Source organism: Borrelia sp. HM, from assembly GCF_019669085.1.
In the GTDB taxonomy this organism is placed as follows: domain Bacteria; phylum Spirochaetota; class Spirochaetia; order Borreliales; family Borreliaceae; genus Borrelia.
In genome coordinates this window covers 1-26,294 of sequence record NZ_AP024401.1, presented here as the reverse complement: position 1 = coordinate 26,294, position 26,294 = coordinate 1, and the positions used below count along the sequence as shown (strand labels likewise).

The 26,294-nt window shown below is 29.0% G+C and carries 23 protein-coding genes and 2 pseudogenes; 15 read left to right on the top strand and 10 right to left on the bottom strand.

The genetic code is table 11. From position 1 onward, the window contains the following. Positions 1-3: 3 nt before the first annotated feature. Positions 4-987, top strand: coding sequence for an RluA family pseudouridine synthase (locus tag K5563_RS00120; protein ID WP_221036996.1), 984 nt, complete (start codon positions 4-6; stop codon positions 985-987). Here K5563_RS00120 and K5563_RS00115 read toward each other — a convergent pair. Continuing rightward, positions 984-1,949, bottom strand: a complete 966-nt coding sequence (locus K5563_RS00115; protein ID WP_221037726.1) for a YitT family protein — start codon at positions 1,947-1,949, stop codon at positions 984-986. The two genes, K5563_RS00120 and K5563_RS00115, sit on opposite strands and share 4 nt — an antisense overlap. 116 nt (positions 1,950-2,065) lie before the next feature. Here K5563_RS00115 and K5563_RS00110 point away from each other — a divergent pair, with 116 nt between their 5' ends. Further along, positions 2,066-2,449 (top strand): rhodanese-like domain-containing protein, encoded by a 384-nt coding sequence (locus K5563_RS00110; RefSeq protein WP_255571057.1) that lies wholly within the window; start codon positions 2,066-2,068, stop codon positions 2,447-2,449. Then, positions 2,442-3,062, top strand: a complete 621-nt coding sequence (gene udk, locus K5563_RS00105) for a uridine kinase (protein WP_221036994.1) — start codon at positions 2,442-2,444, stop codon at positions 3,060-3,062. Before K5563_RS00110 ends, udk begins: the two co-directional genes overlap by 8 nt. 8 nt (positions 3,063-3,070) lie before the next feature. On the opposite strand, the gene priA is transcribed toward udk, so the two are convergent. Genes priA through cdaA form a run of 7 tightly spaced genes read right to left on the bottom strand, consistent with a single transcriptional unit; the run spans position 3,071 to position 9,365 of the window. After that, entirely contained in the window at positions 3,071-5,062 is a 1,992-nt protein-coding gene (gene priA, locus K5563_RS00100) for a primosomal protein N' (protein ID WP_221036993.1), read from the bottom strand. Continuing rightward, positions 5,055-5,627 carry a hypothetical protein gene (locus K5563_RS00095; protein WP_221036992.1) on the bottom strand — a complete coding sequence of 191 codons (573 nt, stop codon included), beginning with the start codon at positions 5,625-5,627 and terminating at the stop codon, positions 5,055-5,057. The genes priA and K5563_RS00095 overlap by 8 nt, the downstream gene beginning before the upstream one ends. After that, positions 5,620-6,357 (bottom strand): tRNA pseudouridine(38-40) synthase TruA, encoded by a 738-nt coding sequence (truA, locus tag K5563_RS00090; protein ID WP_221036991.1) that lies wholly within the window; start codon positions 6,355-6,357, stop codon positions 5,620-5,622. The genes K5563_RS00095 and truA overlap by 8 nt, the downstream gene beginning before the upstream one ends. Continuing rightward, positions 6,358-7,206, bottom strand: coding sequence for a DUF2225 domain-containing protein (locus K5563_RS00085; protein WP_221036990.1), 849 nt, complete (start codon positions 7,204-7,206; stop codon positions 6,358-6,360). A gap of 3 nt (positions 7,207-7,209) precedes the next feature. Beyond that, a complete protein-coding gene (gene acpS, locus K5563_RS00080) occupies positions 7,210-7,587 on the bottom strand; it encodes a holo-ACP synthase (RefSeq protein ID WP_221036989.1) in 378 nt (125 codons plus the stop codon). Further along, positions 7,584-8,591 (bottom strand): YbbR-like domain-containing protein, encoded by a 1,008-nt coding sequence (locus K5563_RS00075; RefSeq protein ID WP_221036988.1) that lies wholly within the window; start codon positions 8,589-8,591, stop codon positions 7,584-7,586. Before K5563_RS00075 ends, acpS begins: the two co-directional genes overlap by 4 nt. 3 nt (positions 8,592-8,594) lie before the next feature. Beyond that, positions 8,595-9,365, bottom strand: a complete 771-nt coding sequence (gene cdaA / locus K5563_RS00070; RefSeq protein WP_221036987.1) for a diadenylate cyclase CdaA — start codon at positions 9,363-9,365, stop codon at positions 8,595-8,597. 123 nt (positions 9,366-9,488) lie between these two features. Here cdaA and K5563_RS00065 point away from each other — a divergent pair, with 123 nt between their 5' ends. The 3 genes from K5563_RS00065 to trpS all read left to right on the top strand — a co-directional run bounded on the left by K5563_RS00065 (position 9,489) and on the right by trpS (position 12,584). Beyond that, positions 9,489-10,346, top strand: coding sequence for a hypothetical protein (locus K5563_RS00065; protein WP_221036986.1), 858 nt, complete (start codon positions 9,489-9,491; stop codon positions 10,344-10,346). A gap of 106 nt (positions 10,347-10,452) precedes the next feature. Beyond that, complete coding sequence (locus tag K5563_RS00060; protein ID WP_221036985.1) at positions 10,453-11,535, top strand: AI-2E family transporter; 1,083 nt, start codon at positions 10,453-10,455, stop codon at positions 11,533-11,535. A gap of 2 nt (positions 11,536-11,537) precedes the next feature. After that, positions 11,538-12,584, top strand: a complete 1,047-nt coding sequence (gene trpS / locus K5563_RS00055; protein ID WP_221036984.1) for a tryptophan--tRNA ligase — start codon at positions 11,538-11,540, stop codon at positions 12,582-12,584. A gap of 77 nt (positions 12,585-12,661) precedes the next feature. Here trpS and K5563_RS00050 read toward each other — a convergent pair whose 3' ends face one another. Further along, the gene (locus K5563_RS00050; protein WP_221036983.1) at positions 12,662-14,446 is read right to left on the bottom strand and encodes a phosphoglucomutase; all 1,785 of its coding nucleotides are present in this window, start codon (positions 14,444-14,446) and stop codon (positions 12,662-12,664) included. 458 nt (positions 14,447-14,904) lie between these two features. On the opposite strand from K5563_RS00050, the gene K5563_RS00045 reads away from it, so the two are divergent. From K5563_RS00045 to K5563_RS00010, 9 genes and pseudogenes are all read left to right on the top strand, one after another. Further along, the gene (locus tag K5563_RS00045; RefSeq protein WP_221037725.1) at positions 14,905-15,942 is read left to right on the top strand and encodes a glycoside hydrolase family 3 N-terminal domain-containing protein; all 1,038 of its coding nucleotides are present in this window, start codon (positions 14,905-14,907) and stop codon (positions 15,940-15,942) included. A gap of 418 nt (positions 15,943-16,360) precedes the next feature. Then, positions 16,361-17,383, top strand: coding sequence for a variable large family protein (locus tag K5563_RS00040; protein ID WP_221036982.1), 1,023 nt, complete (start codon positions 16,361-16,363; stop codon positions 17,381-17,383). Positions 17,384-17,787: 404 nt separating this feature from the next. Further along, positions 17,788-18,390 (top strand): annotated as a pseudogene (locus tag K5563_RS00035) (variable large family protein); the annotation flags it as partial. A gap of 311 nt (positions 18,391-18,701) precedes the next feature. After that, positions 18,702-19,725 (top strand): annotated as a pseudogene (locus K5563_RS00030) (variable large family protein). Positions 19,726-19,817: 92 nt separating this feature from the next. Then, positions 19,818-19,943: a hypothetical protein gene (locus tag K5563_RS04265; protein ID WP_255571054.1), complete on the top strand. Its 126-nt coding sequence runs from the start codon at positions 19,818-19,820 to the stop codon at positions 19,941-19,943. Beyond that, positions 19,915-20,937 (top strand): variable large family protein, encoded by a 1,023-nt coding sequence (locus K5563_RS00025; RefSeq protein WP_255571096.1) that lies wholly within the window; start codon positions 19,915-19,917, stop codon positions 20,935-20,937. The genes K5563_RS04265 and K5563_RS00025 overlap by 29 nt, the downstream gene beginning before the upstream one ends. 383 nt (positions 20,938-21,320) lie before the next feature. After that, on the top strand, positions 21,321-22,322 hold the full coding sequence (locus K5563_RS00020) for a variable large family protein (protein ID WP_255571095.1): 1,002 nt from the start codon (positions 21,321-21,323) through the stop codon (positions 22,320-22,322). 157 nt (positions 22,323-22,479) lie between these two features. After that, complete coding sequence (locus K5563_RS00015; protein WP_221036980.1) at positions 22,480-23,544, top strand: variable large family protein; 1,065 nt, start codon at positions 22,480-22,482, stop codon at positions 23,542-23,544. 192 nt (positions 23,545-23,736) lie between these two features. Then, complete coding sequence (locus tag K5563_RS00010) at positions 23,737-24,705, top strand: variable large family protein (protein WP_221036979.1); 969 nt, start codon at positions 23,737-23,739, stop codon at positions 24,703-24,705. A 425-nt stretch (positions 24,706-25,130) separates the two neighbouring features. On the opposite strand, the gene K5563_RS00005 is transcribed toward K5563_RS00010, so the two are convergent. Beyond that, positions 25,131-26,246, bottom strand: a complete 1,116-nt coding sequence (locus K5563_RS00005; protein WP_221036978.1) for a hypothetical protein — start codon at positions 26,244-26,246, stop codon at positions 25,131-25,133. Between the last annotated feature and the right edge of the window lie 48 nt (positions 26,247-26,294).

Sequence of the window (26,294 nt, the reverse complement as noted above, 5' to 3'; positions counted from 1 at the left end):
TAGATGAAAAGGTACCGTAAAGAATTTGTTGTAAGCAAAAATGCTCAAAGATTAGATATTTATTTGTCTGAGAATTTAAACTTTTTTACTAGAAGCCAACTTAAGAAAAGAGAATTAAGAGCTTTTAAAGATAATAATGGTATTTTTGTTTCAATCAAGTTGTCAAAACCTGTCTTTGTGAATGATAAAATATTAATAGAATTTAATGAAGAAGTAAATTTAAGTGAAAATATGATGCCTTTAGATTTGCCCATTAAAATTCTTTATGAGGATACAGATGTTATTGTTATTGATAAGCCTCAAGGTATTTTAAGTCATCCTGGTATATCTAATTTTGAGAATACTGTTGTAAATTTTCTTTTACATCATATTTCAGGCTTAAAAGATAATTTTCATGAAGATAAGATTAGACCTGGAATTGTGCATCGGTTGGATAAGGAAACATCTGGTATAATGATTTGTGCTAAAAATTTGACGACTTTAAATTTTTTGTCTAAACAGTTTAAAGAAAGATTTGTTAAAAAAGTTTATATTGCAGTTGTGAAAGGCAATTTTAAAATTGATTCTGGTATTATTGAAACTTTTATAGACAGAGACAGATATGATAGAAAAAAGTTTAGTGTGCATGAAAATAGGGGCAAAAGGGCGTTTACTAAGTACAAAGTATTTGTTAACATAGGAAATTATGCTTTAATAGTTTTAAGTCCTCAAACGGGGCGTACACACCAATTAAGAGTGCATATGAAGTATTTAAATCATCCAATATTAGGAGATAGTGTTTATAGTAAATTAGATAAAGGCTTTTTGAAAACAAAATCTTTGATGCTTCATGCTTTCAAACTTGAAATTAATATTAAAGAGGGATATTTAAAAAAGTTTACCTCAGGTTTTCCACAAAGATTTATTGATTTTTTATCAATTTTTTATGATAAAGAAGAATTAAGTTCACTTATTAGTGATTTTCTTATTTTTTTAGAAAAGTTTTAAGTTTCACTATCTTGTTTATTTGTAATTGATTCAATAATTTTTTTACCACCAGTTATTTCGTTTGTGTTAAGCACTGCAATAAAACAATTAGGATCAATTTTTTGTGAGATATATCTAATTCTAGAGGTGCGTATTGTGGGAACAACTAAGAAAACTATTGTCTTGTCATTTCCAGCCCAAGCTCCTTTTCCATCAATTAATGTAGCTGCTAGTTTTAATTTATTGGTAATTAGATAAGATATTTCTTTCCCTCTATCTGAGACAATAAGCATTGCTTTTTGATTACCAAATCCTGTACTTGTTTTATCTGTCATTATAGATGTTACAAATGAAGCAATTAAAGTGTAAAGAGCAATTTCTATGTTAAAAAAGGCTACTGCAATTAGTAATACTGCAAGATTACAAAGAAAATTTGTGGTTCCAATACTAATTGAATATTTTTCTTTAATTATCATGGAAATTATATCTATACCTCCTGAAGATCCTTTTGCTTTAAATATTAGGCCAAGGCCAAGACCTGATATGATGCCTGCAAGAATTGATACAAGTATCATATCATTGATTTGCACTTTGTATTGCAGAAATTGTGAATAGTTAACCATTAAAGAATATAAAGCCATTGCTATCCAGCTTTGAATGACAAATGTTATGTTTAAGAACTTGATACCTATAATGAATAATGGAATATTTAATATGAACATTGTAAGTCCCAAGTTAAAATTTAAAAGATAGTGCAACATAAGAGCAATGCCAGAAATTCCGCCACTTAAAAGCTCATGTGGTATATATAAAATATTTGTAGATATTGCCATTAATAATGATCCTGTTATTATTTGCAATGTGCTTAGTAGTATTAATTTGGGATTTTTAAAGATATTTTTTAGCTGTTTTCTAGATACTTTTAGTATGATAAATTTGATCTTTTGTTTTATTCTAGTTAGCTTATTTCTTTTTTTCTTCATTTCTTTAGCATAATATATGATCATTTGAATTTTATATTAATTTTACTAAAAAACAATTTAATTTTATTGCAATTATTTCTTTTTTTTTGATATTATTTTTTATAAAAGATATGATTGTGAGTTATGTAAAGTTTATATGTTTAATATTTTTCCTCTTTTTTTATATTTGGTTTTTTATTATTTTAAAGATGAAAAAGATTAACGTGGCTTTACTTGAAAAAATACAAAATGGTGCGAAAATATTAGATATTCGCTCTCCTAAAGAATATAATAAGTCTCATTATGCAAGGGCAATTAATATTCCTTTTAAAAGTTTGTTTGCTAAAAAGGATAAGTTAGGTAGTACTGAGAATCATATAATAATTTATGGTAAAAGTTTTAGCAAATCATTTGAAGCTGAGAAGGTTTTAAAAGGATTGGGGTTTAAAAATGTTTTTGTTGCAGGAACATTAAAGAATATGCCTGAATTGTCTAAATCTAAAGAAGAGGTTAATGGTTAAGATTATTGGAATAGCTGGTGGATCTGGGAGTGGTAAGACTACAGTTGTTAATAAAATTAGTGAAATTATTCCGGAATTTGTTCTTATATCACAAGATAATTATTATAAGAGTGTTGATGATTGTGATAATGCATTTTTAAATGTTAATTTTGATCATCCAGATGCTTTTGATAATAATTTATTTTATAGACAGTTAAAGAAACTAAAAGAAAATAAGCCGATTAATATGCCACTTTATGATTTTATTAAACATAGAAGAAAATCTGAAGCTTTAGAGATAATACCTACTCCTGTTGTTATTGTTGAGGGTATTATGATTTTTGTTGAAGAGCGGGTGCGTAACTTGATAGATTTGAAAATATATATTGATACTCCTAATGATATCAGGTTTATTAGACGGCTTGAGAGAGATATATCTAAGAGAGGGCGTACATTGCAATCTGTTATTGAGCAGTATTTAAGTACTACTAGGGCTGGATATTATAGATTTATTGAGCCTACCAAGGAATATGCAGATCTTATTATTCCAGAAGGAGGACATAATGATAAAGCCCTTTATGTTCTATCATCTTTTTTAAGAACTCTTGGTAAGGAAAGTTCAGGTTTTTTTTAACAAAGATATTAAATTAATGAGATTGGATAATAATCTATTTCAATATAGGCGTCTCTTGTTGATTTGACTTTTTCTCTTGTATTGCGTATTACTTTTTCAAGTAGGCTGAAGGAATTTGATAAATAAATGATGTTATACCTATAATACTTAGATATTTTTAACATAGGGGCTTGTGATGGGCCAATATATTCAATTTCGTTAGTTAAGAATGCTTTTGATATTTCAAAAAATTCTAGGCATTTATGTTTGGCAGTTTCTTCTTTATAGCTTCTAACTACTATTCTAATAATTTTTTTAAATGGAGGATAATTTAATTCTTTTCGAATTTTTATCTCCTCTTGATAGAATTCCTCATATTTGCCTTCATATGCATATTTTATAGCGTAATAATCTGTGTTTTTTGTTTGAATAATAATTGTGTTATCGTTTTGGAATCTTGCAGCTCTTCCTAGTACTTGTGAAATAATTGAGAAAATTCTTTCGCTACTTCTAAAATCGGGAAGTCCCATTCCAATATCTGCATTAATGATACCCAATGTTTTTATCTGTTTAAAATTAAAGCCTTTTGCAATAATTTGTGTTCCAATTAATATATCTAATTTTCCATTTTCAAATTCACTTATTGAGTTAATAATTTCTTTTTTACTAATATCAGAATCCGTTCTTGCTATTTTTGCATTTGGCAAAAGTTTTTTTAACTCTCTTTCAATAAATTGAATTCCATATGCTTTATAAGCCATATCTTGTGAGTTACAATCAGGACAATTATTTATTATGTTTATTTTATGGGTGCAGTAGTGACAAATGAGTTTGTTTTCATTTTTATGATAAGTCAAATTAAAAGAGCAGTTTGGGCAGCAAATTACATATCCGCAACTATTGCATTCAATTGTTTTTGAATATCCTCTTTTATTGATGAATATTAATGATTGTCTTTTATCAATTAGACTTTTTTGTATACTATATAGCAATTCTGATGATATTATTTGGTGTGTTTTTTTCATGTCTATAATTTTAAGTTCTTGAAATGTTTTTTTGAAAAATTTGTTTTTTAAAGCCATTTTCTTTATTTGATTATTTTCCATTGCAAGATATGCTTCAAGAGATGGTGTTGCGCTGCCCATTATAAACTTGGCATTGAATGTGCTTTGTAAAAAAAATCCTATATGTCTTGCATGAAACCTTGGAGTGTTTTCAGATTTATATGTATGTTCATGTTCTTCATCCATTAATATTAATCCTAAATTTTTAAAGGGCAACATTAATGCACTCTTAATTCCGATTATAATTAAATTTTCTCCGTTTTTGACTTTATTCCATATTAAAACTTTATTTGATTGTGATATTTTTGAGTTATATTCAAAAACTTTATTTGTACCTAAGTTTGCTTTTATCCTTTTAACTATTTGATAGCCTAAAGAAATTTCAGGAATGAGAAAAATTATTTGTTTTTTTTGTTGTAAATAATTTTCGCATAGTTTAATAAATATTTCTGTTTTTCCAGAACCAGGGATCCCAAACAAGTAAAATGTGTTTTGTGTATTTGATACAATAATTTCTTGATAAATTTTATTTTGCTCTTCATTTAATTGAATGGGTATTTTGGAATTTAAATTTGCATTTTTATCATCATTTTTATTTTTTATTTTCTCTTTTGTTAGATTTAAAGCTTTAGGTAGCCCGCAAAATAGGGCTTCTCCAAATCCAGAAAATGTTTTTTTGCTAATCCAGTGTGCGAGATTAATGTTATGCTCTATTATGAGTTCATTCTCATCAATGACCTTTAGTATATTTTTTATTTCAAACTTAAGATCTTCTTTAAGTTCTTCTTTAGTATATCTTTTAATTATGATTCCAATTTTGTCTTTTCCATTAAAATTTGTTATTACTCTTATGCCTATTTTTAATTTTAAGTTATACCTATAAAAAAAAAGTCTATTTAAGGGAATATTAAAGGCAATTTCATAATAGTAAAAGTTGTGTTCCAATTTGCTATCCATATTTTATTATACCTTTTATTATTTTTAGATCTTGCCATATTTCTTCCTTGAGTTTTGGATTTGTTATTTGACTTGTAGGTAGATATGTAAATACTGTTGGAATTCCTTTAAAGTTCAATTCAAATCCTCTAACAACTTGAATTCTTAATTTTTGATTTAGAAACAGTTCTACTTCTTCACAGGCAAGAATTGCTTTAGGTTGCTTATCTTTAATCTCTAATGTTAGTGTGTTGGGGTTGTCTATTATTTTATAATTAAATATATTAATGCTATCACACCATTTTTTTACTATTATATTTACATTTTTGTTTAGATATTTTTTATCTATATATATTATTAATAGATCTTTTTTATTTGTATTATTTCTTATTAATTCTATTGGTCTGTGATTTTCTTTTATGTTTTTTTGTTTTACCTTTTTTAGAGTTTTTATATTTTTAGTTTTTATTATTGTATTTTTAATTATTTCAATATTTTTTTCTTGCTTACTATAAATATTTCCAGATATGTTATTTTTAAGTGTTCTTAATAGTATTAATTTTTGTAATAGTTGATTTTTATTCATAAAAAATCTTATCTAAAAATAAAGCTTTTGCAGGGGCTGTGGTTCGTGTAAATTTTCTATTTTTTAAATTTAAAATTTTTTTAAAGGTATCAGTAGGTTCATTTTTTATTTCTATATCGATTATTGTTCCTACTATTGATCTTATCATTTTCCATAAAAATGATGAGCCTATTATTTCAAAAATTATAAATTTATTTTTCTTCTTAAATCTAGCAAAATAAATTTCCTTTAATTTTGAAGTTGTTTTGTCTTTTATGCATGAAAATGTTGTAAAATCATGTATTCCAATTAACATTTCAGCCATTTCATTTAGTCTTTTGATATTTAATTTTTTCTTTACATAATAAGCTTGATAGCCTTCCCAAGGATAGTGATTTTCATAATTTAGTATATAATAACTATATTTTCTTTTTTTTGCATCAAATCGAGGTTGAAATTCATCTGTTACATATTTTAATTTGATTATTTTAATATCGTTATTTAAAATAGAATTTATTGCTATCTTTAGATTTTTGGGCTTAATTTTGATTCCTATATAAAAAGATATGACTTGCCCTTTTGCGTGAACCCCTTTATCCGTTCTGCCGGCTGAATGAACTTTAATTTTTGTTTTACTTATTTTTTCTAAGGCTTTTTCAATTTCTCCTTGAATTGTTGGTTTTTTTGGTTGAATTTGAAATCCGTAATATAGCGAACCATCATAAGCTATTTCTGCAAGTATTTTTTTCATTTATTTGAAAGTTTTTATTTCATTTGCTATTTTAAAATAGACTTCTTTAATTTTATCTAAGAGTATTGATGGTTTTTCTTTTGATGATTTTCCCATTCCAGCTATTTTAGAAAGCAAAGTCTTTATTTCAATTAGCTGATTATATCTGTATTGCTTATCTTCTTTATTGCCATAAAAATATTCTAACAGACTTGATAAGTATAAAACACTATCATATCCATAATTTTTATCTGTGTCAGGACCAAATGTGATTGCCGCATTAATTGGTTCTGAATTATTTTGTTCTTTTTCAAGTGTTAGTTTATAAAGGTATGCGGCTTTATAATAAAATATTTTTTGCAAGTAGTTATAGTTTTGGTTTGGATTTTCCTTGTCTAGATCCTCAAATATCCATGCTGTTCTTATTGCGCATTTTGCTTGATTGAGTGTTGGATTATGATTTTTATCTAAGTAGTCGTAGCACATCATAGCAAGTATATAACTAGCAGCTCCTTCTTGAAGTCTTCTTGGTGCATCAAAGTTTAAGTTATCTTCAAAAATTGATTTTATTGCTTTACGATTATTAATGTCATTTATTAAGAGTTTCTTTATTTTGTTATTAACAAATATTATTGCATTAAACTCATTAGGGAAAGCAGCTAAATAACAATTAGGACATACTATGACTGAGTATATTCTAGGATATATGTTTCCATATTTGTCATTTTTTACATAATTTCTCTTTAGATCAACTTTTAATTCTCCAGCTATTAATCTACTACTTCCTGTTAATAATTCTTCTTTTTTAAATTTTTGTTTGCATAAAGGACATTCAATTTCATATTTTGTAAAGTATGATATTTTTTTCATAAATTAATTTTCAACTATTACAAACGCAATAGCATATTCTCTTTCATGTGAAATTGTTAAATATAACTTTAGGTTCATTTGGTTAATAAAGGCTTTAACATCATTGTGTAATTGAAATATTGAGTTTCCCTTTGATGATTTTATTACCTCAATATCTTTAAGCGAGTATTTTATTTTATTATTTATCAGTGGACTTATAGCCTTTATTAATGATTCTTTTGCTGAAAACTTACCAGCCAGACTTTCTAAACTTTCTTTTCCTTTCATTTTTAAGTTTTCAATTTCCCTTTGTGTAAAAAATCTTTCTAATTTTTTTCTATTTTGTAAAAAACTACTACACCTTTTAACTCTTATTATATCACATCCTATTGATTTAGTCATTTTATTGATTGATTGATTGATATTACCTCTATTTTTATTATTTTGGGTTCATATTCATGTACTTCTATACCATGAGTATTATTTTTAAGTATTACATCTGTGTTAATACTATAGATTCCAGGAGTTTCAATTTGACTTAAGTCAAGACCGAAATTAATATTATTATTGGCTATATGCATTTTGGTTGTTTTTTCTGACAGTCCGCTTCTTATTTTAATAAACATATTATTTTCTGGATCTGGAATTTTTTCCTTCATTTTTATTTCTAATCCACTTTTTAGGTTATTGAAAATTAAATTAGGATTTTTGATTGTTGCTTGTATGTATTTTTTGCTTAGAGTTATATTAACTATTACATGATTTTTTTCAAGGGTTATGAGTGGAGCTGGAGAGAGTACTTCAAGTTGTTCTGAAATAAATACAGTGTTGGTATCAAATTCTTTTACTTTAGTCTTTACAGCGTTAATGGTTTTTATTATTTTTTCAGGGCCATATATTTTCAATTTTTCTGGCACTATGTTATATTTAGCAACAAAATATTCTTCTTTATTATTTTCTTTTTCAAGTAGCTTTAATTTGGGTTCAATTCTAACTAATTTTGAAAATTTTTTATCAACATTTATTACAATTTTGTTTATTGAAAGATGGTATTCAACAATAGGTATGGGATTGAAATTTTTTATCTTTATTGGTAGTTCATATTCTCCAGCCTCTTTTATACCCTTAGCTTCAACTAGTAAGGCTATTCGGTCAAGATCTAAATATTTTGAATCTTTTCTATTAATTTTGACTGTAAGCAATACCTTGTTAAAGTCAGGAGGTTTTCCTAGTGTAATTTCATCTTCTAATAAGATATTGATTTTTTTTTCTATTGTAATTGATTCTATACTATTAAAGTAAAATATCATAAATATAATAATGGCTATGAGGATAGCAATAGCTTTATTTTGCCAATCTTCAAATAATAATTTCATTATATCTTTGAATTTTTTAGTTATAATCATTATTCATTCTATTAATGCAAGATTTAATTTCTTTCTAATTTCGTTCAAGTCTAAATTATATTCTAATTTTCCATTTTGTGTTAGTGAAATAGAACCAGTTTCCTCAGATGTTATTATTGTTATTGCGTCTGAATTTTCAGAAATCCCAAGACCTGCCCTATGTCTTGTTCCAAAGGTTTTGCTAATAGATTCAACATTAGATAGCGGTAGGAAAGAACCAGCATAAGCTATTTTGTTATTGCTAATTATGATTGCGCCATCATGTAAAGGTGTTTCATATTCAAAAATTGATATTAATATTTCATTAGATATGATTGAATCCAACTTTATGCCTTTATTTATTATTTGGTCTAATTGTATTTTTTTTTCTATGCAGATTAAGCTACCAGACTTATTTTCCGATAGATGTTTAATTGCTTTTATTACCTCAGCAATAGTTTTGGTAGTTTCTTCTTTGCTGTTTGCAAGCTTAAAGGACAAATTAAAAGTTCCAATTTGCATTATTATCTTTTTTATTTCTTGATGAAATAGTAAAAGCATTGCAATTGGCAGTATATTTGCTATGTAATTTAATAACCAGTTTATTGTATATAAGTTAAAATAGTATGACAAGATTCCAATAGACGTAATAATGATCATTCCTTTTAGTAAGTTTACGGAATAAGAATTAATCACATTTTTATATATATAATACACTAAAGTACTAGTTAAACTTATATCCAAGACTCTTGAAAAAATATCTTTTATTTGATTTATACTATCTACATTTATCATAAGCATTTTTATTTAATTTATTTTATATACATTTTCCTTACTATATGCAATATATTGAATATATTTCTAGTTATATATATATTTTAATATAAGTTAATCTTAATTTGAATTGATTTTTTGTTTATGAACAAAAAAGAAAAAATAATAGCTTTTATATTTGATTTTGATGATACTTTGATTCATGGTAATATGCAACAAGTACTTTTTGATGAATATGATGTTGATGCTTCCCTGTTTTGGAATGAGGTTGAAAATTTATCTGTTACTTATGATAAAAATCATTGTAATATCATTACTAATGAGATGATATATTTGTCACATTTTTTAACGTATGTCAAAGAAGGTATTTTTAAAGGTTTAAATAATAAAATATTATTTAAGTTGGGTTCAAAATTAAGGTTTTTTGAAGGTGTAATTGAGTTGTTTAAAGAAATAAGTGAAATAAATAGGAGTTTAAAGGAATCCGATATTGTAATCAATATTTATATAGTATCAAGTGGTTTTAGGCAGATGATTTTGGGAAGTAGTATTGCTCCTTATATTACTAAGGTTTGGGCTTGTGAATTTATAGATACATATCTTATGCCTTTTTATCAGGGTTTAGATAATAAATTCTCAGAAAATAATATTTTAAGTAGTGTATGTTATTTTGTAGATCATACAATAAAAACTCGAGTAATTTTTGAACTCAATAAAGGCTCTTATGATAAAATTAATCAAAGGATTCCAAGGCATAGAAGAGAAATTCCTTTTGAGAATATGTTTTATATTGCAGATGGTTTTAATGATATTCCAGCTTTTGAAATTTTAAATAACAATTTAAATCATTACAGAAATACAATGACGGTTTATTATGATAATGATAAAAATGCTAAAAAACTTGTTAAAGAGAAAAGAGTTGGTGATTTAGCTGAAGCCAATTATAGTAAGGGAACTAAACTATATAATTGGATAATGGAAAAAATTTATTTAAACATATGAATTGATTTTAGATTTTGACAAATTTTCTAAAATGAGTATTAATTGAGTATTAATTCTAATTTTAGTGTTTTTCAGAATAACTAAACATATTAAGGGGGCAATAGAAATGGCTTTAGAACTAAAACCAACAGATAGGTTACAGTTTGTTAAATTTCAGTCTATTTTTTATATTTTAGCTTTAATAGTAATGTTAATTACTATTTTAAAAATAGCACAGGCTATTTTTAAGCCTTTAGCTATCGCAGTGGTTCTTGGATTTTTAGTGTATCCTATTTATACTTTTCTTAAGAAATTAAGAATCCCAAGAGTTTTAATAGTTTTTATAATTTTCTTTTTTCTTTTTTCTTTTTCGTATTTGGTTTTTAATTTTGTTTACTACAGTGTAACTATTTTATTAAAGCAATTGCCGTATTATCAGAAGCAATTGATTTTTATTATAGTAGATATTTTGAATAAATATAGTTTAGATAGCAGTGCTATTATTAACAATATAGATTTTTCTGGATATATTTATCCTTTTTTGACACGGATATCTAATGAAATTATTGGTTTTGCAAGCAGCTTGGTAGTATTATTTTTGTTATTGTATTTTCTACTATCAGAAATACATATTTTTGATATAAAGGTTAAGAATGCTTTTAAGCAATCCGTTGCTAGTATGTTTATTGAAGCTTTAGATACAATAAATAATCAAATTAGTAAATATTTAGGTATAAAGGTTTTTGTTAGTTGTCTTACAGGGTTTTTAGTATTTATAGGATTGACCTTATTTGGACAAGATTTTCCTCTTGTGTGGGCAGTATTAACATTTGTATTTAATTTTATTCCAAGTATAGGATCAATTTTAGCTGTTTTTTTTATTGTAATGGCTGCTTTGGTACAGTTTTATCCTAATTTAAATTTAGTGCTTTATATATTCATATATAATACTTCTGTTCAAATGTTAATTGGCAATATTCTTGAGCCAAAGATGCAAGGACACAGACTTGATCTTTCTCCTTTTTTATTGCTTTGTTTTCTTTTCTTTTGGGGATGGCTGTGGGGTGTTGTTGGCCTTTTAATAGCTTATCCTTTCACTGTTATTGTAAAGGTAATAGTAGATAATATATCATATTTAAAACCTCTGTCTGTATTTTTAAGTGGTTCGAAGGTATTAAGTATTGATGATATAAGTAATAAGGAGAGTTGAATTTGCAGAATAAAATTATGCTTACAGGAGATAGACCTACGGGACCTCTTCATTTAGGGCATTACGTTGGTTCTATTGTTAATAGATTAAAGTATCAGGAAGAATATGAAACATATATTATTATAGCAGATTTGCATACTCTTACTACGAAGTCAGATTTAAAAAGTATTAGTGAAATACCTATTAATGTTAGAGAAATGGTTTTAGATTATCTAGCTTGTGGAATTAATCCTGATAAAGTTAATATCTATTTGCAATCAGCTATACCTGAGCTTTTAGAATTAAACTTAATACTGTCAATGATTGTTATGGTTAATCGATTGCAAAGGATTCCTAGTATAAGAGAGATGAGTACTACTGCTGGATTGACTGAAGTTCCTTATGGGCTTTTAGGTTATCCTATTCTTATGAGCTCAGATATTTTGATGACAAAGGCCAATTTAGTTCCAATTGGACGTGATAATGAGGCTCATATTGAACTTACAAGAGAACTTGCAAGAAAGTTTAATTCTCTTTATAGAGAAAATTTCTTTCCCATTCCTGAAGCTTTATTTACAGATTCTCAAACTCTTGTGGGAATTTATGGTAAGACTAAGATGAGCAAGAGCCTTGGTAATGCTATATTTTTAAGTGATGATGAGGGGTCACTTTACAAAAAGGTAATGTCTATGTTTACAGATCCAAAAAGAGTGAGAGCGGATATACCAGGAAAAGTTGATGGTAATCCTGTTTTTATTTATCATGATTTTTTTAATAATAATAATGAAGAGCTTTGTGAACTTAAGACGAGATATAAAAATGGTACAATTGGAGATGTTGAAGTGAAAAAGAGGCTTTTTGAAGTTTTAAATCAATTTTTAATACCAATTAGGGATAGGAGAGAGTTTTTTAAATCTAAGAAAGGATATATTGATGAGATAATATTTGAAGGTACAAATAAAACTAGGAAAGTTGCACTAAAAGTCATCAAGGAAGCTAAAAGTTTGATGGGAATATCAAAGACATGGAATGGAATAAAGATGAGTGTAGAAAAAGCTTTTGATAAATAATTTCAATATATGTTTTGTGTTGTATGATAAATAACTTAACTAATTTATAATTACAATACTAATTTATAATTACAATATTAAGTGAGAGAGTTAGCTGCTTGTATTAAGTTTTTATTAAACTTTAAAAGTGAAGTTAGTAAGTTTTTATGCTCGTATGTAACTTCGCTTAATACTCTAAATATTGGTTCTGTTTTTGAACCTCGCATCCATAAGCTTGCAACTATATCATTTGTTTGATTTTTAAGTAAAACTTTAAGACCTCCTGAAGAATCTCCGGTTCTAATGTTGTTTTGTGTAATGCCTTCATAGTTGATAATTTCATAACTGTGTATTGATAATTGTTGTAAAAATATATTGTTATTATGTTTGAGTTCTTTTCTTAATAATTTTTCGTAATTAGATTTTAGTATTTCTTGATTTTTTACGTTTATTTTGAGCATAGCTTGTTCTGATGATACTTCTACATTGCAATAAAAATTAATTGTATTTAATATATCATTAAGGGTATAGTCTTCATTATATGTGTTATGAGATAGTGTACACCATATTTTATAAAGTTGTTTTATTTTAAGCAATTTTATTATGCTAAAAACAGTTGTTAAAGGATCTCTTACTCTTGCAGGGTATATAATATTTCCGCCATTTGATCCTTCTCCAAAAATTTTTACTATTAGTCCTTTGTTTCGTAATAGATCAGCCATTTCTATTAAATTGGCTTCGCCAACCTCAACTCTGTAAACTTTTGTATTAAATATAGTTGCTATTTTTTCTATATTTAATGAAGTTGCATCATTAATTACAACTGCCAAATTGTTTTTAATACCATTATAATACTGATAGCTAAGCTCTGATAGTAATGATAGTGAAAATATTTTTTGTGATTCAATAATGCTTGCTAATCCATTTTTTTGAATTACTACTAAATTACCCCTGTCTCCGTCACAGTCAGGAACATATCCCAATTGAAATGAATTGTCATTTTTAAATTTTTGTTCTAATAGTTCTTTGCACATATTTAATGATTCTCTTTCAGGAGTCATTCCATGTTTAAAAATCCCAATTTCAGTGTTGTAAAGTTCTAATTTTATTCCTAAAGATTTGATAATTTCTTTATCAATTGAGTTGATTCTAGAACTACCATTCATTTCGCCTATGATCCCTATAGGTTCTTTTTTTATATTTTTTTTTAATATACTGATATGTTCAGTTGCATATATTGTTTGTTGTTGCATTAGTAATTTATATGCATTATAAGATTTCGTTTTATTTTTAGTTTGTGATGTGATAATTTTTTCATATTTTCTTAAATGTATATAGTTTGAATTGAAATTTTGTAGATTTTTTATTAGGGTTTTTATTAAATTTTCATTGTTAATGTTAGATTGAAGTTGACTGATGATTGTTTTTATTTTCTTTGAATTTAACACACCCCCATCGTTTAAGCCAGTTTTAATTCCGTTATACCCCTTGGGGTTATGACTAGCTGAGATATATATGAATCCTTTTGAATTTTGATTTGCTTTTGTGTAGGCTAATATTTCTGGTATTGGAAGTATTCCCAAGAAATTAACATTATCGTTGTTAAGTATTAGGGTCTTGAGTGTTATTTCTGAGATGATATTTCCAGTTGCTCTTGAATCTAGTCCTATATTGATATATTTTTTTGGATTATCCTCGAAGTAATTTGATATTGTGAAGGTTATAAGCGACACTAATATTTTATCGTCATCATTTATTTCAGAATCATTTGAATTTTCATCTTTTGATTTTGCAAATATTTTTCTAAATCCTGAAGGAGAAAGTATCATTTCTTTAATAGCTTGATTTAGATTGGTCATGTTTAATGTATAGTGTTGTAGCATGTTTCCCTCTTAATTAATATATATATGTATATTTTCTTTAATACTTGTATTTATGTTTAGTAACAATTATACTATATCAATTATTATTTACCTTGTGGATTGTAAAACTTACATTTGGATCTCATAATGATCAAAATCATTAAATTTAAAGAGTCTGGGCATAAAATCTTGAATTATTTTATTTAAGTTAGTCTTAATAATTCTTTTATAAATTATTATCTAGTATTTAATATGTCTTAAAAGGAATTTTATTTGCATACAAAGTAAATAGTAAGTGTTGTAGTTTATCAAAATATTATATTTTATGGTTATTTAACTTTTAGCTTATTTTTCCAAGAAATTGTATAATGTTTAATATTAGGATAAATATAGTGTAGATGAGGTTTTGCTTAATTGCAATATTTATAATATGTTAAAAGTAGATATAATTTTGTATGTTTTTATTGAAGTTAAATGTGATGTTTAGACTTATGTTACTTAGATTTTTATTTGCTAGTATAACTTTGCTAGGAGCCATTCCTGAAATAGAATATGATTATTTTGAAAATGATAAGTCTGATCTTGTAGATATCGATGAATTTTTGGGGATAGTTGACTTTAATAAAATTTTAAGGGAACGTTTTTTATTTATTGGCATTAGAAATGTTGCTAATCCTAATATTGTACAAACACTTAGTATAGATAAGCTTGAAAAAATAAGAGAGATAAATCCAGTTGGAATTATTTTATTTAGTGAAAATTTTAAAGAACCTCAACAAACCAAAGATTTAATAGAAGGATTAAAGAAATATCTTGGTGATGATCTTTTTATTGCTGTTGATGAAGAAGGGGGGATAGTTAGTAGAGTAAGTGAGAATAAGAAATTAGGAGTTTATAATTTTCCTTCTATGGAATCTATTGGTAGTACTGGAGATATTCATATTGCATATAAGATTGGCGAGATTATTGGCAAACAACTTAGACGTCTTGGTATTAATTTAAATATGGCACCTGTAGCAGATGCTAAATTGGATAATCGTAGTCCTTTGGGTAGTAGGACTTTTGGAGCTTCATATTATAATATTGGTCTTATGGTCGAAGCATTTATTGATGGAATACAAAAGGAAGGTGTTTTTGCTGTAGTTAAACATTTTCCTGGACTTGGAGGTACTAAAGTAGATACTCATAAAGAATTAGCTTTGTTGCCATATAGTAAAAATTTTTTGATGTTAAATAATTTTGTGCCATTTCTTTTTGCTAAAAAAGCAAGATTTATTATGATTGGTCATGTAATTATTCCTTCGATTTCTAGTGATATAAGTAGTATGTCAAAAGATATTGTAGATATTATAAGGTATAATTTAAACAATGTTAATATTATAATGACAGATGCATATGATATGGGTGCAATTTTAAATAATTTTAATCTAAAGAATGCAGTAATGAAATCATTAAATTCAGGTATTGATATTGTGCTTATTCCAGAAGGCTTTGAAGGACTTGATATAAAAAAATGAGTCTTTAAGACTGTCTATAATGTTTTATCTAAAATTTCAGTAAAAAACCAATTGATAATATATTTAGTCATAAAATGATATAAGACGCTAGTAAACCTATTGGTACGTAAGCTAATTGCTAATGTAGCTGATGGTGGTAGCGGATACATTAAGCTTAAAGGTAATTACAGATATAAAAAAGAGTGATTTAGGAAACTATTTTAGGTGGTCTAGGTGAGAAACTTGGAAAAGCATCAGAAGAGTTGGAAGCAGTAGTAAGTGACTGAATAAAATAAAGTCAATAGAGATAGAATAGATAGAAATTAAGTTAGGAATCTAATGTTCTTAGCTTTTATTTTTATCTGAATGAATTCAAAATTTTTTAATTTTTTACTACCCCACACCTATAAATTAAGTAAAAAAAAAGAAGGAGGGAGAGATGAGAAGAAGAGGGATAATAATAGGAGGGATGGTAATAGGGTTACTGATGGGATGTAATAATGGAGGAGAAGATCCACAAAAAGTATTTTTAAAGTCTGTAGTAAGTTTAGGGAATGAATTTTTAAATGTGTTTACATCTTTTGGAGAGATGGTTGGTGATGTATTAGGGTTTAATGCTGAGACTAAAAAGTCTCAAGTTGGGGAGTACTTTAAGAAAGTAAAAAAAACTGTAGAAGGGACTAGGGACAAGCTTAATACAATGGTTGAGAACATGAGAAAAGAAGGGAATCCTAATGCAGAGGCTACTGATGGGGCTGTAAAAATTTTAAATGGGAAACTTGAAGAAATAATTAAAGGAGCAAATACCGTTAGTGAAGCTATTGGTGATGCAGATGCTAAAGACCTAATTGGTAATGTTGCTGATACTGGTACTAAAGCAGGTGCTAAAGGTGATGTTGAGAATTTAATAAATGGAATGAAAGGTATAGTAGATGTAGTTCTTAAAAATGAGGGTAATGCTGGAGATGGTGATACTAACAAGGCTTCAAGTGGTACTGGCCCAAGGACTGCTAATGATGCAGGAATACTATTTGCTAATAACAATGCTGGATCTAATGAAAAAACAGCAGCAACTGATGCAGCAAAAGCAGTTGGGGCAGTAAGTGGCATTGCTGCTATATTACAAGCTATTGCTAAAGGTGAAAGTGGTGAGGCTGCTACGTTAGCTAAACACAATGCGGGAAATGGTAGTTCTGGTGATGGTAAAAAAGATGCAGTAATAGCAGGAGGGATAGCACTTCGAGCAATGGCTAAGAATGGTAAGTTTGCTAATGGTAGTAGTCAGGATATTTCTGCTGCAGTTAAGGGAGTAGCAGTAAGTGCAGTTACTAAGGCTTTAAATGCACTTACAATAGCAATAAGAAAGACAATTGATGATGAACTTAAAAAAGTAAAAGAAGCAATGAAGATTAATCCTGAAACAACTCCTGTAGCTGTTGAAGCTGGGCATGCTGCTAAATAAATAACAAGAAGAATTAAGTAAACTAAATAATAAAGTTGTTAAAGGAAAACATATCTCTTGTAATAAGAGTTGTTTTCCTTTTTTTTCATGTTAGTGACTTGAATGTGGTTCTACAAATATCTGATAAAGGTTTATAAAGTAAGATTTCAGTAGAATTAAGTAGTTTGTTATAAGACCAATTTTGTTTAGTGAATTATTAACTAACAGGGAAAAATAAAGTTAATCAACAGTAACTTAGTATATTCTTCCATCGTTTTTTTATTTTTTATTCAATATTTAAAAAAAAAAGAAGGAGGAAGATGAGGAGAGGGATAATAGTAGGAGGAGGGATGGTAATAGGGTTACTAATGGGATGTAATAGTGGAGCGATAGCCTAGTTAGAGAAGAAGAGTAGTTTTTATGAGTCAATAGCAAATTTAGGGAAAGGGTTTTTATCAGTGTTTACTGATTTGGGAGATATGGTTAGTGACGTTTTTGGAATTAAAGCTGATACAAAAAAATCTCAGATTGGTGATTATTTTAATAAAATTGCTGATACTATGGGATCAGTTAAGCAAAAATTACAAGATGAACTATCAAAGAATGGGAATTATGAAAGAGTTAAAAAAGTTGTTGATAAGTTTATTAAAGAGACATTAGATAAAATTGCAGAAGTCGCTAAAGAAGTAGCAAGTGGGGCTGAAGGTACTCAATTACTTGGTAATATGCCAGATTCTAATGGTGGTGGTGCTATTGGAGAGGTTGATAAATTAATAAAGGGAATTAAGATTATTGTAGAGGCAGTAGAGCTCAAAGAAGGGAATCCTGAAGCTGGTACAGATAAAAGGGGGGCAGACGATGGTAATACTCAAAGGACTTCTGCTGCTAGTGGAGCGGGTGGTGAATTGTTTGCTACTGGAAAGACTGTTGATGGTGGTTTAAAAGAGATAAATGAAGCATTAGCATCAGTTAATCAAGGAGATATGTCAGTATCAGAAACAAATGAATCTGGAGCTGCTAAGAAGTAAGGAAGTCAATAAAAGAAAAAGATAAGTAAACAAAATAATAAAGTAATTAAAGGGAAACACTTTTAGAGAGATGTGTTTTCCTTTTTTTGTATTTTGGTGGCTTAAAAAAGAAACTCTAGTATACTGAGTTTTCCAATTTTTTGTTTTTATCTTATGTAAAGCTTTTTTGACTATTTTATAAAAATTATAAGAAAAAGGAAAAGGAGGGAGAGATGGAGAGAGAAGGAGAAGTAGTAGGAAGAAGAGGAAGAGAAGGAGAAGGGAGAAGAAGAGGAGGAGGAGAGAAGAGGAAAGGGATAGTGATAGGAGGGATGGTAATAGGGTTATTGATGGGATGTAATAATGGAGGAGAGAGCGCAGAGGGAAATTTGGGCAAAGTAATTATGGAAGTAGGCAAAAGTACTGAAAAAGCTTTTTATTCATTTATAGAGTTAATTTCAGATACATTGGGGAGTGTAAGAGTAGATAAAGAGACAAAGAAGAGTCAAGTAGCAGGTTATTTTAATAGTTTAGGTGAGAAACTTGGAAAAACATCAGAGGAATTAGAAAAAGTAGCAGAAAAAGCAACATCAGATAGTGATAAAGATGGATTATTAAATAAGGCAATTAAAGAAGCAGTTGATACAGCTAAGAGTACTTTAAGCGCATTAAAAAAGCATTTAGAATCTTTGAAAGATATAGGTGATAGTGGTAATGTGGGTGAAGTAGCGGGCGATAAACAAGGAAAAGCAGCCAAATGATAGTGAGTTAAAGAAAGTATATGGTGCATTGAAAGAAATAGTAGAGATAGCTAAGGCACAAAAAGTTGAAGCACCAAAAAAAAATGATGTAGCAACACTAGAGGCTGCACAAGTAGGAGGAACCACTCCACAAGAAGGGGCTAGGGTCTTGACAAAAGATGCTGTTGCCGGAGCAGATGCAGGGCCAGGAGCGGCAACAATAGTATCAGCAGTGAGTGGTGAAGAAATATTAGCAGCGATTGTTGGAGCTGGAGCAGATGATCCGGAACTAGCAGGGAGTGCTCCAGGTGTAGGTACAACTTCGATGTCATTTGCAAGGGGAGGAACAAGTAATACTGAAAGTAGAAGTGTAACAACTCCAAAAGCAGCAGCAGTAGCAGGAGGAATAGCATTGCGTTCATTAGTTAAAGAAGGTAAATTAGCTTCACATACTGGTAACGATAATAAATCAGTACAGTCAGCGGGAATAAGTGCAGTAAATAAATTATTAGTAGCAGTAGAGGATATAATTAAAAAGACAGTAAAGAAGGTGATTGATAAAGCAAAAGAAAAAATAGATGAAGCAAGAGATTCAAAAGAAACAGTTAAGCAATAATAGAGATAGTTAGATTAGTTACTTAAAAGCAAGAGTAGAAGGTAAACTAGATATTAATTTAGTTTACCTTTTTTTATTAAATTAGGGGAGAGATGGAGAGAGGAGGGAGAGAAGGAGAGAGAAGGAGAAGGAAGAGGAAGAAGAGGAGGAGAGAAGATGAGGAGAGGGAAAGGGATAATAGTGGGAGGGATGATATTAAGTTTACTATTGGGATGTAATAATGGAGGAGAAGATCCGCAGAAAGTATTTTTAAAGTCTGTAGTAAGTTTAGGGAATGATTTTTTAAATATTTTTACATCTTTTGGAGATATGATTTCTGGATTATTAGGATTTAATAAAGATCCCAAAAAGTCAGATGTTGCTAACTACTTTAATAAATTAAAAGAAACTGTACAAGGCACTAAAGATAAGCTTGAAAAAATTGTTGCTGAAATGAGGACATCAGGTAATCCTAATGCAGAGGCTACTGATGTGGCTGTAAAAGCACTAATTGATAGTAAACTTAGTAAGATAATAGAAGGAGCGAAGAAGGCTAGTGGGGCTATTGGTGATGATGCTAGTGATAAGATTGGTAATGTAGCTGCTGGTGGTACTGGTGGTGCTGGTAATGGTGCTAAAGGTGATGGTGTTGATAATTTAATAGAAGGAATTAAAGATATTGTAGATGTGGTGCTTAAAGGCAAAGATAAGTATAATACTGGTGATGATAAAAAAGCTGCGGATTTTAGTGCAACAAGAACTGCTACAGCCAATAATGGTGAAGCAGGAAAACTATTTGTAACTGATGCTGGTACTGCTTCTAATGTAAAGAATTCAGCGGCAGATGCTGCTAAGGCTGTTGGGGCAGTAACTGGTGCTGACATATTACAAGCTATGGTTAAAGATGATGGTTCTGCTAAGTTAGCTAAAAATAATGATGGGAATGTTGGTACTGAAAAGCCTAAAGATGCAACTATAGCAGGAGGTATAGCATTAAGAGCGATGGCCAAAAATGGTAAATTCGCTAATGCTAATGATGCTGATGGTGTTAATTCTAGTATTGCTGCTTCAGTTCAAGGAACAGCACTAAGTGCAGTAACTAAAGCATTAGATACATTAACAATAGCAATAAGAAAGACAATTGATGAGGAACTTAAAAAAGTAAAAGAAGCTATGAAGATTAATCCTGAAACAACTCCTGCAACTGTTGAAGCTGGGCATGCTGCTAAATAAATAACAAGAAGAATTAAGTAAAAACTAAATAATAAAGTTATTAAAGGAAAACACTTTGCTTGTGTAAGGCAGTTGTTTTCCTTTTTGATATTTTAATAATTTAAATATGGCTTTAAAAATAAGGCTAAAAATCGTTGATAAATTTTATTTAGTTAACCTTTTTTCCTTTTATTATTTGATTAATAAGTAAGTCATAGGAAAAAAAAGCTTATTCCAGCTTGTATTTTCATCTTATTAAGAACGTTTTAACTATTTATTTACTTAAATAAGAAATAAAAAAAATAAAATAAAAAAAAAAGAAGGAGGGATTGGAGAGAGAAGTAGGAGAAGGAAGGAGAAGAAGAGGAGAAGGAGAGAAGATGAGAGGGCTAGTGATAGGAGGGATGGTAATAGGGTTATTGATGGGATGTAATAATGGAGCGATAGCAGAGTTAGAGAAGAAGAGTACATTTTATGAGTCAGTTATGAAGATAGGACATGGGTTTCAAGAGATATTTGGGATTTTTGGAAAGGCTATGGGAGATGATTTTGGGATTGTTAAATCTGATGATAATAGAAGTGTAGTAGGAGACCACTTTGAGAAAGTAAAAAAAGGATTGGAAGGTACTAAGAATAAATTAGAAGAGCTATCAGGCAAAATATCTGAAACAAAAAATGCTGATGGAAGTACAATTGAAAATGTTAAGAATGCAATTAAAGGGGCAAGTGATGTTTTTGATAAATTAATTAGTGCCCTAATAAAACTTGCTGGGGCAGTTGGTAATGCTCCTATAGGTGATGCTGGTTCTCAAGCCGCTGCACCTGCTGAAGTAGCTAGTGTTAAGGATTTTATTGAAGGAGTCAAAGCGATAGTTGAGATTGCTCCTAATTCTGATGTAAAGATTAATGGTGGTGATGCTGGTGCTACAGTGGATAATGCCAATGGCCCTAAAGCATTGACTAATGATGTTAAAGCTTCAGGTAATGCTACTAAGCTAGCCGATGAAGTAACTAAAGCAGATCCATGGGCAATGATTGACAAAATTAAAAATGCTACAATTGTTAAAGCACCTGATGCTCCTGCTGCTAAGGATGATGCCGGAAAACTAGCTACTGGTAGTGTTGGTTCTTCTAATTCTGCTGGTACTGCAGCTACTAATGCAGACTTAGCAGCAGCTGTTGCACTTAAGGCTATGACTAAGGGTGGTAAGTTTACTCAACCTAATGATGCTAATGAAGTTGCTATTATGAATGCAAAAGCAGCAAGTGCAGTAAACAAGGTATTAGGAGTACTTGATGAAATCATTAGAAGAACAGTATCAAATAACCTAGAGAAGGTAAGAAAAGCTGTTGAAAAAATAAATTATTCTGAGACTAATGGTGAAGTAACAGAAGCTAAGAAGTAATTAAAAGTTAATAAAATATATAAATTTAAATAATAAAGTCATTCAAGGAAAACACTTTTTGATAGAAGTTGTTTTCCTTTAATTTTTATTTATTCAAAGTCTGTTAACTATTTTTAATATTTAAATCTAAAGGAGGCAAGAGGAAAAGGAGGGAGAGATGGAGAGAGAAGGAAGAGAGATGAGAGGAAGAAGAGGAAGAGAAGGAGGAGGAGAGATGAGGAAGAGAGGGAGAGGGATAATAGTAGGAGGGATGACTTTATTGTTACTCTTTGGATGTAATAATGGAGCGATAGAAGAGTTAGAGAAGAAGAATGAGTCTTTAGGCTCTTTGGTTAATTTAGGGAATGAATTTTTAAATGTTTTTACTTCTTTTGGAGATATGATTTCTGGAGAAACATTAGTATTTAAGACAGATTCTAAGAAATCAGATGTTCGAGATTACTTTAAGAAAGTACATGAGAAAGTAGAAGGAACTAAGACAGCCCTTAGTAAAATTGTTGAGAATATGGAAAAAGAAGGTAATCCTAATGCTTCTGCTGTTAAAACAAAAGTAGAGGAATTAATTAAGAATAAACTTAATAATATAATAGAAGGAGCTAAGGATGCTAGTGAGGCTATTGTTGATACTGGTAATGATCTGCTTGGTAATGTGGCTTCGCACACATCTGCTGCAGGTGTTGAAGGTAAAACTGAGAGCTTAATAAAAGGAATTAAAGATATAGTAGATATAGTGCTTAAAAATGAGGGTGATGCTGAGGCTGGAGATGATAAAAAGGCCACAGATCTTACTAGAAGAACTGGTGGCAAATCTACTGATAATGAAGCGGGAAAGTTATTTGCTTCAGATAATGCTGGTGATGGTACTACTTCAAAAAAAGCAGCAGCTGATGCTGCTAAAGCTGTTGGAGCAGTAACTGGTGCTGACATCTTGAAAGCTATGATTAAAAAAGGTGGGGATGATAAAAAAGATGCAGTAATAGCAGGAACTATAGCATTAAGAGCAATGGCTAAAGATGGTAAATTTGCTGGTCCTAGTACCCAGACTGATGATGCTGCTAATGCAATTAAAAGAGCAGCAGTAAGTGCGGTAACTAAAGCATTAGATACGTTAACTATAGCAATAAGAAAAACAATAGATGAAGGACTGAAAACTGTTAAAGAAGCTATGAAAATTAATGCTAATGATAGTTCTGTAACTAGTGCAACTGGTGCTGCCAAATAAATAATAAAATAAATAAGTAAAATTAAATAATAAAGTAATTTAAGGAAGACTATTTATCTTGATTCAGGAAAATAGTTTTCCTTTTTTGTATTTGAATAACGTAAATATGGCCTTAAAAATAAGACTAAAAATCGTTGATAAACTTTCCTTTAGTTAACCTTTTTTTTTATTAATAATGGAATATCAAAGGAGTTGGCAGTAGAGAAAAGATTAGGTGAAATAGGTAAAAGTGCTGAGAATGCCTTTTATTCATTTTTGAATTTTATATCAGATACATTAGGCTTAAGAGTAACTGCAGAGACAAAGAAGAGTGAAGTAGGAGAGCATTTTACTACTTTAGGCACTAAACTTGGAGAAGCATCAGAGGAGTTAGAAAAAGTAGCAGTGAAAGCAGCAACAGATGGTGATAAAGATAGTCTATTAAATAAGTCAATTAGAGAAGCAGTTGAAGCAGCTAAAACTACTTTAAACACATTAAAAACCCATTTAGAGGATTTAAAAGGTATAGGTAATGATGGTGAAAAAGTAGGTGTAGCAGCAAATAATGGTTCTGATAAAGAAGGAACAGGAGCAGATGGTGAAGAGCTAAATAAAGTCCTTAAAGCATTTAAAGGGATAGTGGATGAAGCAGGTAAAGTAGATGTTGTTGTGAAGCCAGTAGTAGGTACTTCAACATTAAATAATGGGACAGATAATATTACTACAAGGGCTAAAATATTAGCTACAAATTCTGGTGGTAATAAGCCAACAAACACAGATCCAGCAAAAGCAGCAGCAATACTTGAAGCAGTAAGTGGAAAGGCAATGTTAGCATCAATAATTGCATCAAAAGAAAACGATCCACAAATAGCAGGAAGTGGTGCAGATGGAAATACAACTGCTATGTCATTTGCGAGAGGTAATTCGGTAACTACTGCAGCACAAAATTCAGCTAAAGTAGAAGAAGCAGTAGCAGGAGGAATAGCATTACGTTCATTGGTTAAAAGTGGTACACTAGCAAAAGGAGCAGCAGATAATGCTACAGGAGGAGGAAAAGAAGTACAAGGAGTAGGAATAACAGCAGTAAATAAGTTGTTGGGAGCAGTAGAAGATATAATTAAAAAAACAGTAAAGAATGTGCTTGATAAAGCAAGAGATTCAAAAACAGCAAGCCAACAATAATAATAGAGATAATTAAGATATTTTAAAATAAGATTAGAAGGCAATCTAGAGATTAGTCTAGTTTGTCTTCTTTTTTGTTAAGTAAAAAACTTATTTTATATAATTCAAGGATTAATAAATAGGAGTAGTATAAGATTACTGTTGAATAGTATAAGTTGAGCAATGATAAGAGATTTTTTTGTTTTTTATATGTTGTACAAAGCAAAATAATTGTTTTTATTTTATTGTGTAGGTGTGTATATTAAATGTTTTTTAATAATAACGCGTTTTTTCCTTATGTTATTTCTGATTTTCAAATGTTTTTGTAATGAAATGAGATGTTCACTCAATAACATCAAGATAGGCTTTAAATAAAAACCTATCTTTTTTGTCAAAATATAAAAGTTTGTCTTTTGTTCGAAGTTGCTTAAGATTGTACTATCTTCTTAATACCAATTTATGCTATTAAATATTTGCTGTATTGATTCTAAGCTACTTATTATTGTATATATTTTTGGTTGTAATTTTTTGTATATATAGTAAATACCAGTATTATTAGGTTGATTTTCCACATTTATAATTACACTATATATTTCATTTTTGACCTCATTGAATTTTTGACTTGTGTTTATATTTTTAGAGTAATTGGTAAGATTTTTGGTAAAAATTAAGCTTCGACCAATATGATCTACTAGTTGTTTTAAATCATTTTCTAACTTATCTTTAGAAAATTGAGATAATTTTTCTTTATTTTCATTTTTTATTTTATCTGAAAAGCTTCTGCTACCGCTTAACATAGTGTGTGCAGTTTCCACTTGAATTAAATCCTCTTTTATTTGTTGAGCTAATGTTATTGCTTTGTGTAAATTTTCTTTTGCATTTTTTTGATTTGCTATTTCTTTTTTGTTAAGTCTTTCTTCTTCCTCATTTTCATCCTTTTCTTCTTGTTCATCTTCTTCAAATTTTGTAGTTCCGGAATATGAACCTGAAATTTTTTCTTGTGATGTATTTTCGCTAAATGTTATTGGTCCTGAATTATGTTCTATTAGATAGGTATCACCAGTTTCACTTTTCAATTTGTTGTTGTTACCTGAGTATTTATTTAAATTTGAACCTTTTATTGAAGATAGAGGTGTTTTTTTACTGAAACTGTTTGTAGAAGTACTATTGTTTTGTGCAATAGATGTTAAATTTTCTCTTTCTTTTGGTAGTTGAACATCTTTTTTTGGATCGTTTGCAGTAGTGTCATCAGTAATAGGATTGGCTGCAACCAATTTACCTTCTTTTGTTGGTAGTAATGTTTCAGGCTTTTCAGATATTTCATTTTCTATTTTGGTGTTGTTAGGTAGTTGTTGTGAGTTTTGAGGTGTATTTTGACTGGTAGAAGTGTTTTGATTAGAATTAGAATCTTTTTTTTCACTAGAATTCAGAATCATGGAGTTTACGTTATCTAGAAGTTGAGCAGATTTTTGTTGAAGATGATCGTCGGTAAAGAATAACTTACAACCTGCAATAAAGCTGAAAAGTAGTGCAAAAAAAGCGAAAAGTTTATTTTTAAACATACTTTGCTCCTTAAATTTAAATTATAAAGATAAATATAAAGCAAATAT

Coding starts and splice junctions, on each gene's coding strand:
- udk (WP_221036994.1), top strand. CDS start 2,442: ATGGTTAAGATTATTGGAATAGCTGGTGGATCTGGGAGTGGTAAGACT.
- K5563_RS00015 (WP_221036980.1), top strand. CDS start 22,480: ATGGAGAGAGAAGGAAGAGAGATGAGAGGAAGAAGAGGAAGAGAAGGA.
- K5563_RS00050 (WP_221036983.1), bottom strand. CDS start 14,446: ATGCTACAACACTATACATTAAACATGACCAATCTAAATCAAGCTATT.
- K5563_RS00095 (WP_221036992.1), bottom strand. CDS start 5,627: ATGAATAAAAATCAACTATTACAAAAATTAATACTATTAAGAACACTT.
- K5563_RS00085 (WP_221036990.1), bottom strand. CDS start 7,206: ATGAAAAAAATATCATACTTTACAAAATATGAAATTGAATGTCCTTTA.
- K5563_RS00025 (WP_255571096.1), top strand. CDS start 19,915: ATGATATTAAGTTTACTATTGGGATGTAATAATGGAGGAGAAGATCCG.
- K5563_RS00120 (WP_221036996.1), top strand. CDS start 4: ATGAAAAGGTACCGTAAAGAATTTGTTGTAAGCAAAAATGCTCAAAGA.
- K5563_RS00045 (WP_221037725.1), top strand. CDS start 14,905: ATGTTTAGACTTATGTTACTTAGATTTTTATTTGCTAGTATAACTTTG.
- K5563_RS00040 (WP_221036982.1), top strand. CDS start 16,361: ATGAGAAGAAGAGGGATAATAATAGGAGGGATGGTAATAGGGTTACTG.
- priA (WP_221036993.1), bottom strand. CDS start 5,062: ATGGATAGCAAATTGGAACACAACTTTTACTATTATGAAATTGCCTTT.
- K5563_RS00115 (WP_221037726.1), bottom strand. CDS start 1,949: ATGAAGAAAAAAAGAAATAAGCTAACTAGAATAAAACAAAAGATCAAA.
- acpS (WP_221036989.1), bottom strand. CDS start 7,587: ATGACTAAATCAATAGGATGTGATATAATAAGAGTTAAAAGGTGTAGT.
- K5563_RS04265 (WP_255571054.1), top strand. CDS start 19,818: ATGGAGAGAGGAGGGAGAGAAGGAGAGAGAAGGAGAAGGAAGAGGAAG.
- K5563_RS00060 (WP_221036985.1), top strand. CDS start 10,453: ATGGCTTTAGAACTAAAACCAACAGATAGGTTACAGTTTGTTAAATTT.
- cdaA (WP_221036987.1), bottom strand. CDS start 9,365: ATGATAAATGTAGATAGTATAAATCAAATAAAAGATATTTTTTCAAGA.
- truA (WP_221036991.1), bottom strand. CDS start 6,357: ATGAAAAAAATACTTGCAGAAATAGCTTATGATGGTTCGCTATATTAC.
- K5563_RS00065 (WP_221036986.1), top strand. CDS start 9,489: ATGAACAAAAAAGAAAAAATAATAGCTTTTATATTTGATTTTGATGAT.
- K5563_RS00020 (WP_255571095.1), top strand. CDS start 21,321: ATGGTAATAGGGTTATTGATGGGATGTAATAATGGAGCGATAGCAGAG.
- K5563_RS00005 (WP_221036978.1), bottom strand. CDS start 26,246: ATGTTTAAAAATAAACTTTTCGCTTTTTTTGCACTACTTTTCAGCTTT.
- K5563_RS00075 (WP_221036988.1), bottom strand. CDS start 8,591: ATGATTATAACTAAAAAATTCAAAGATATAATGAAATTATTATTTGAA.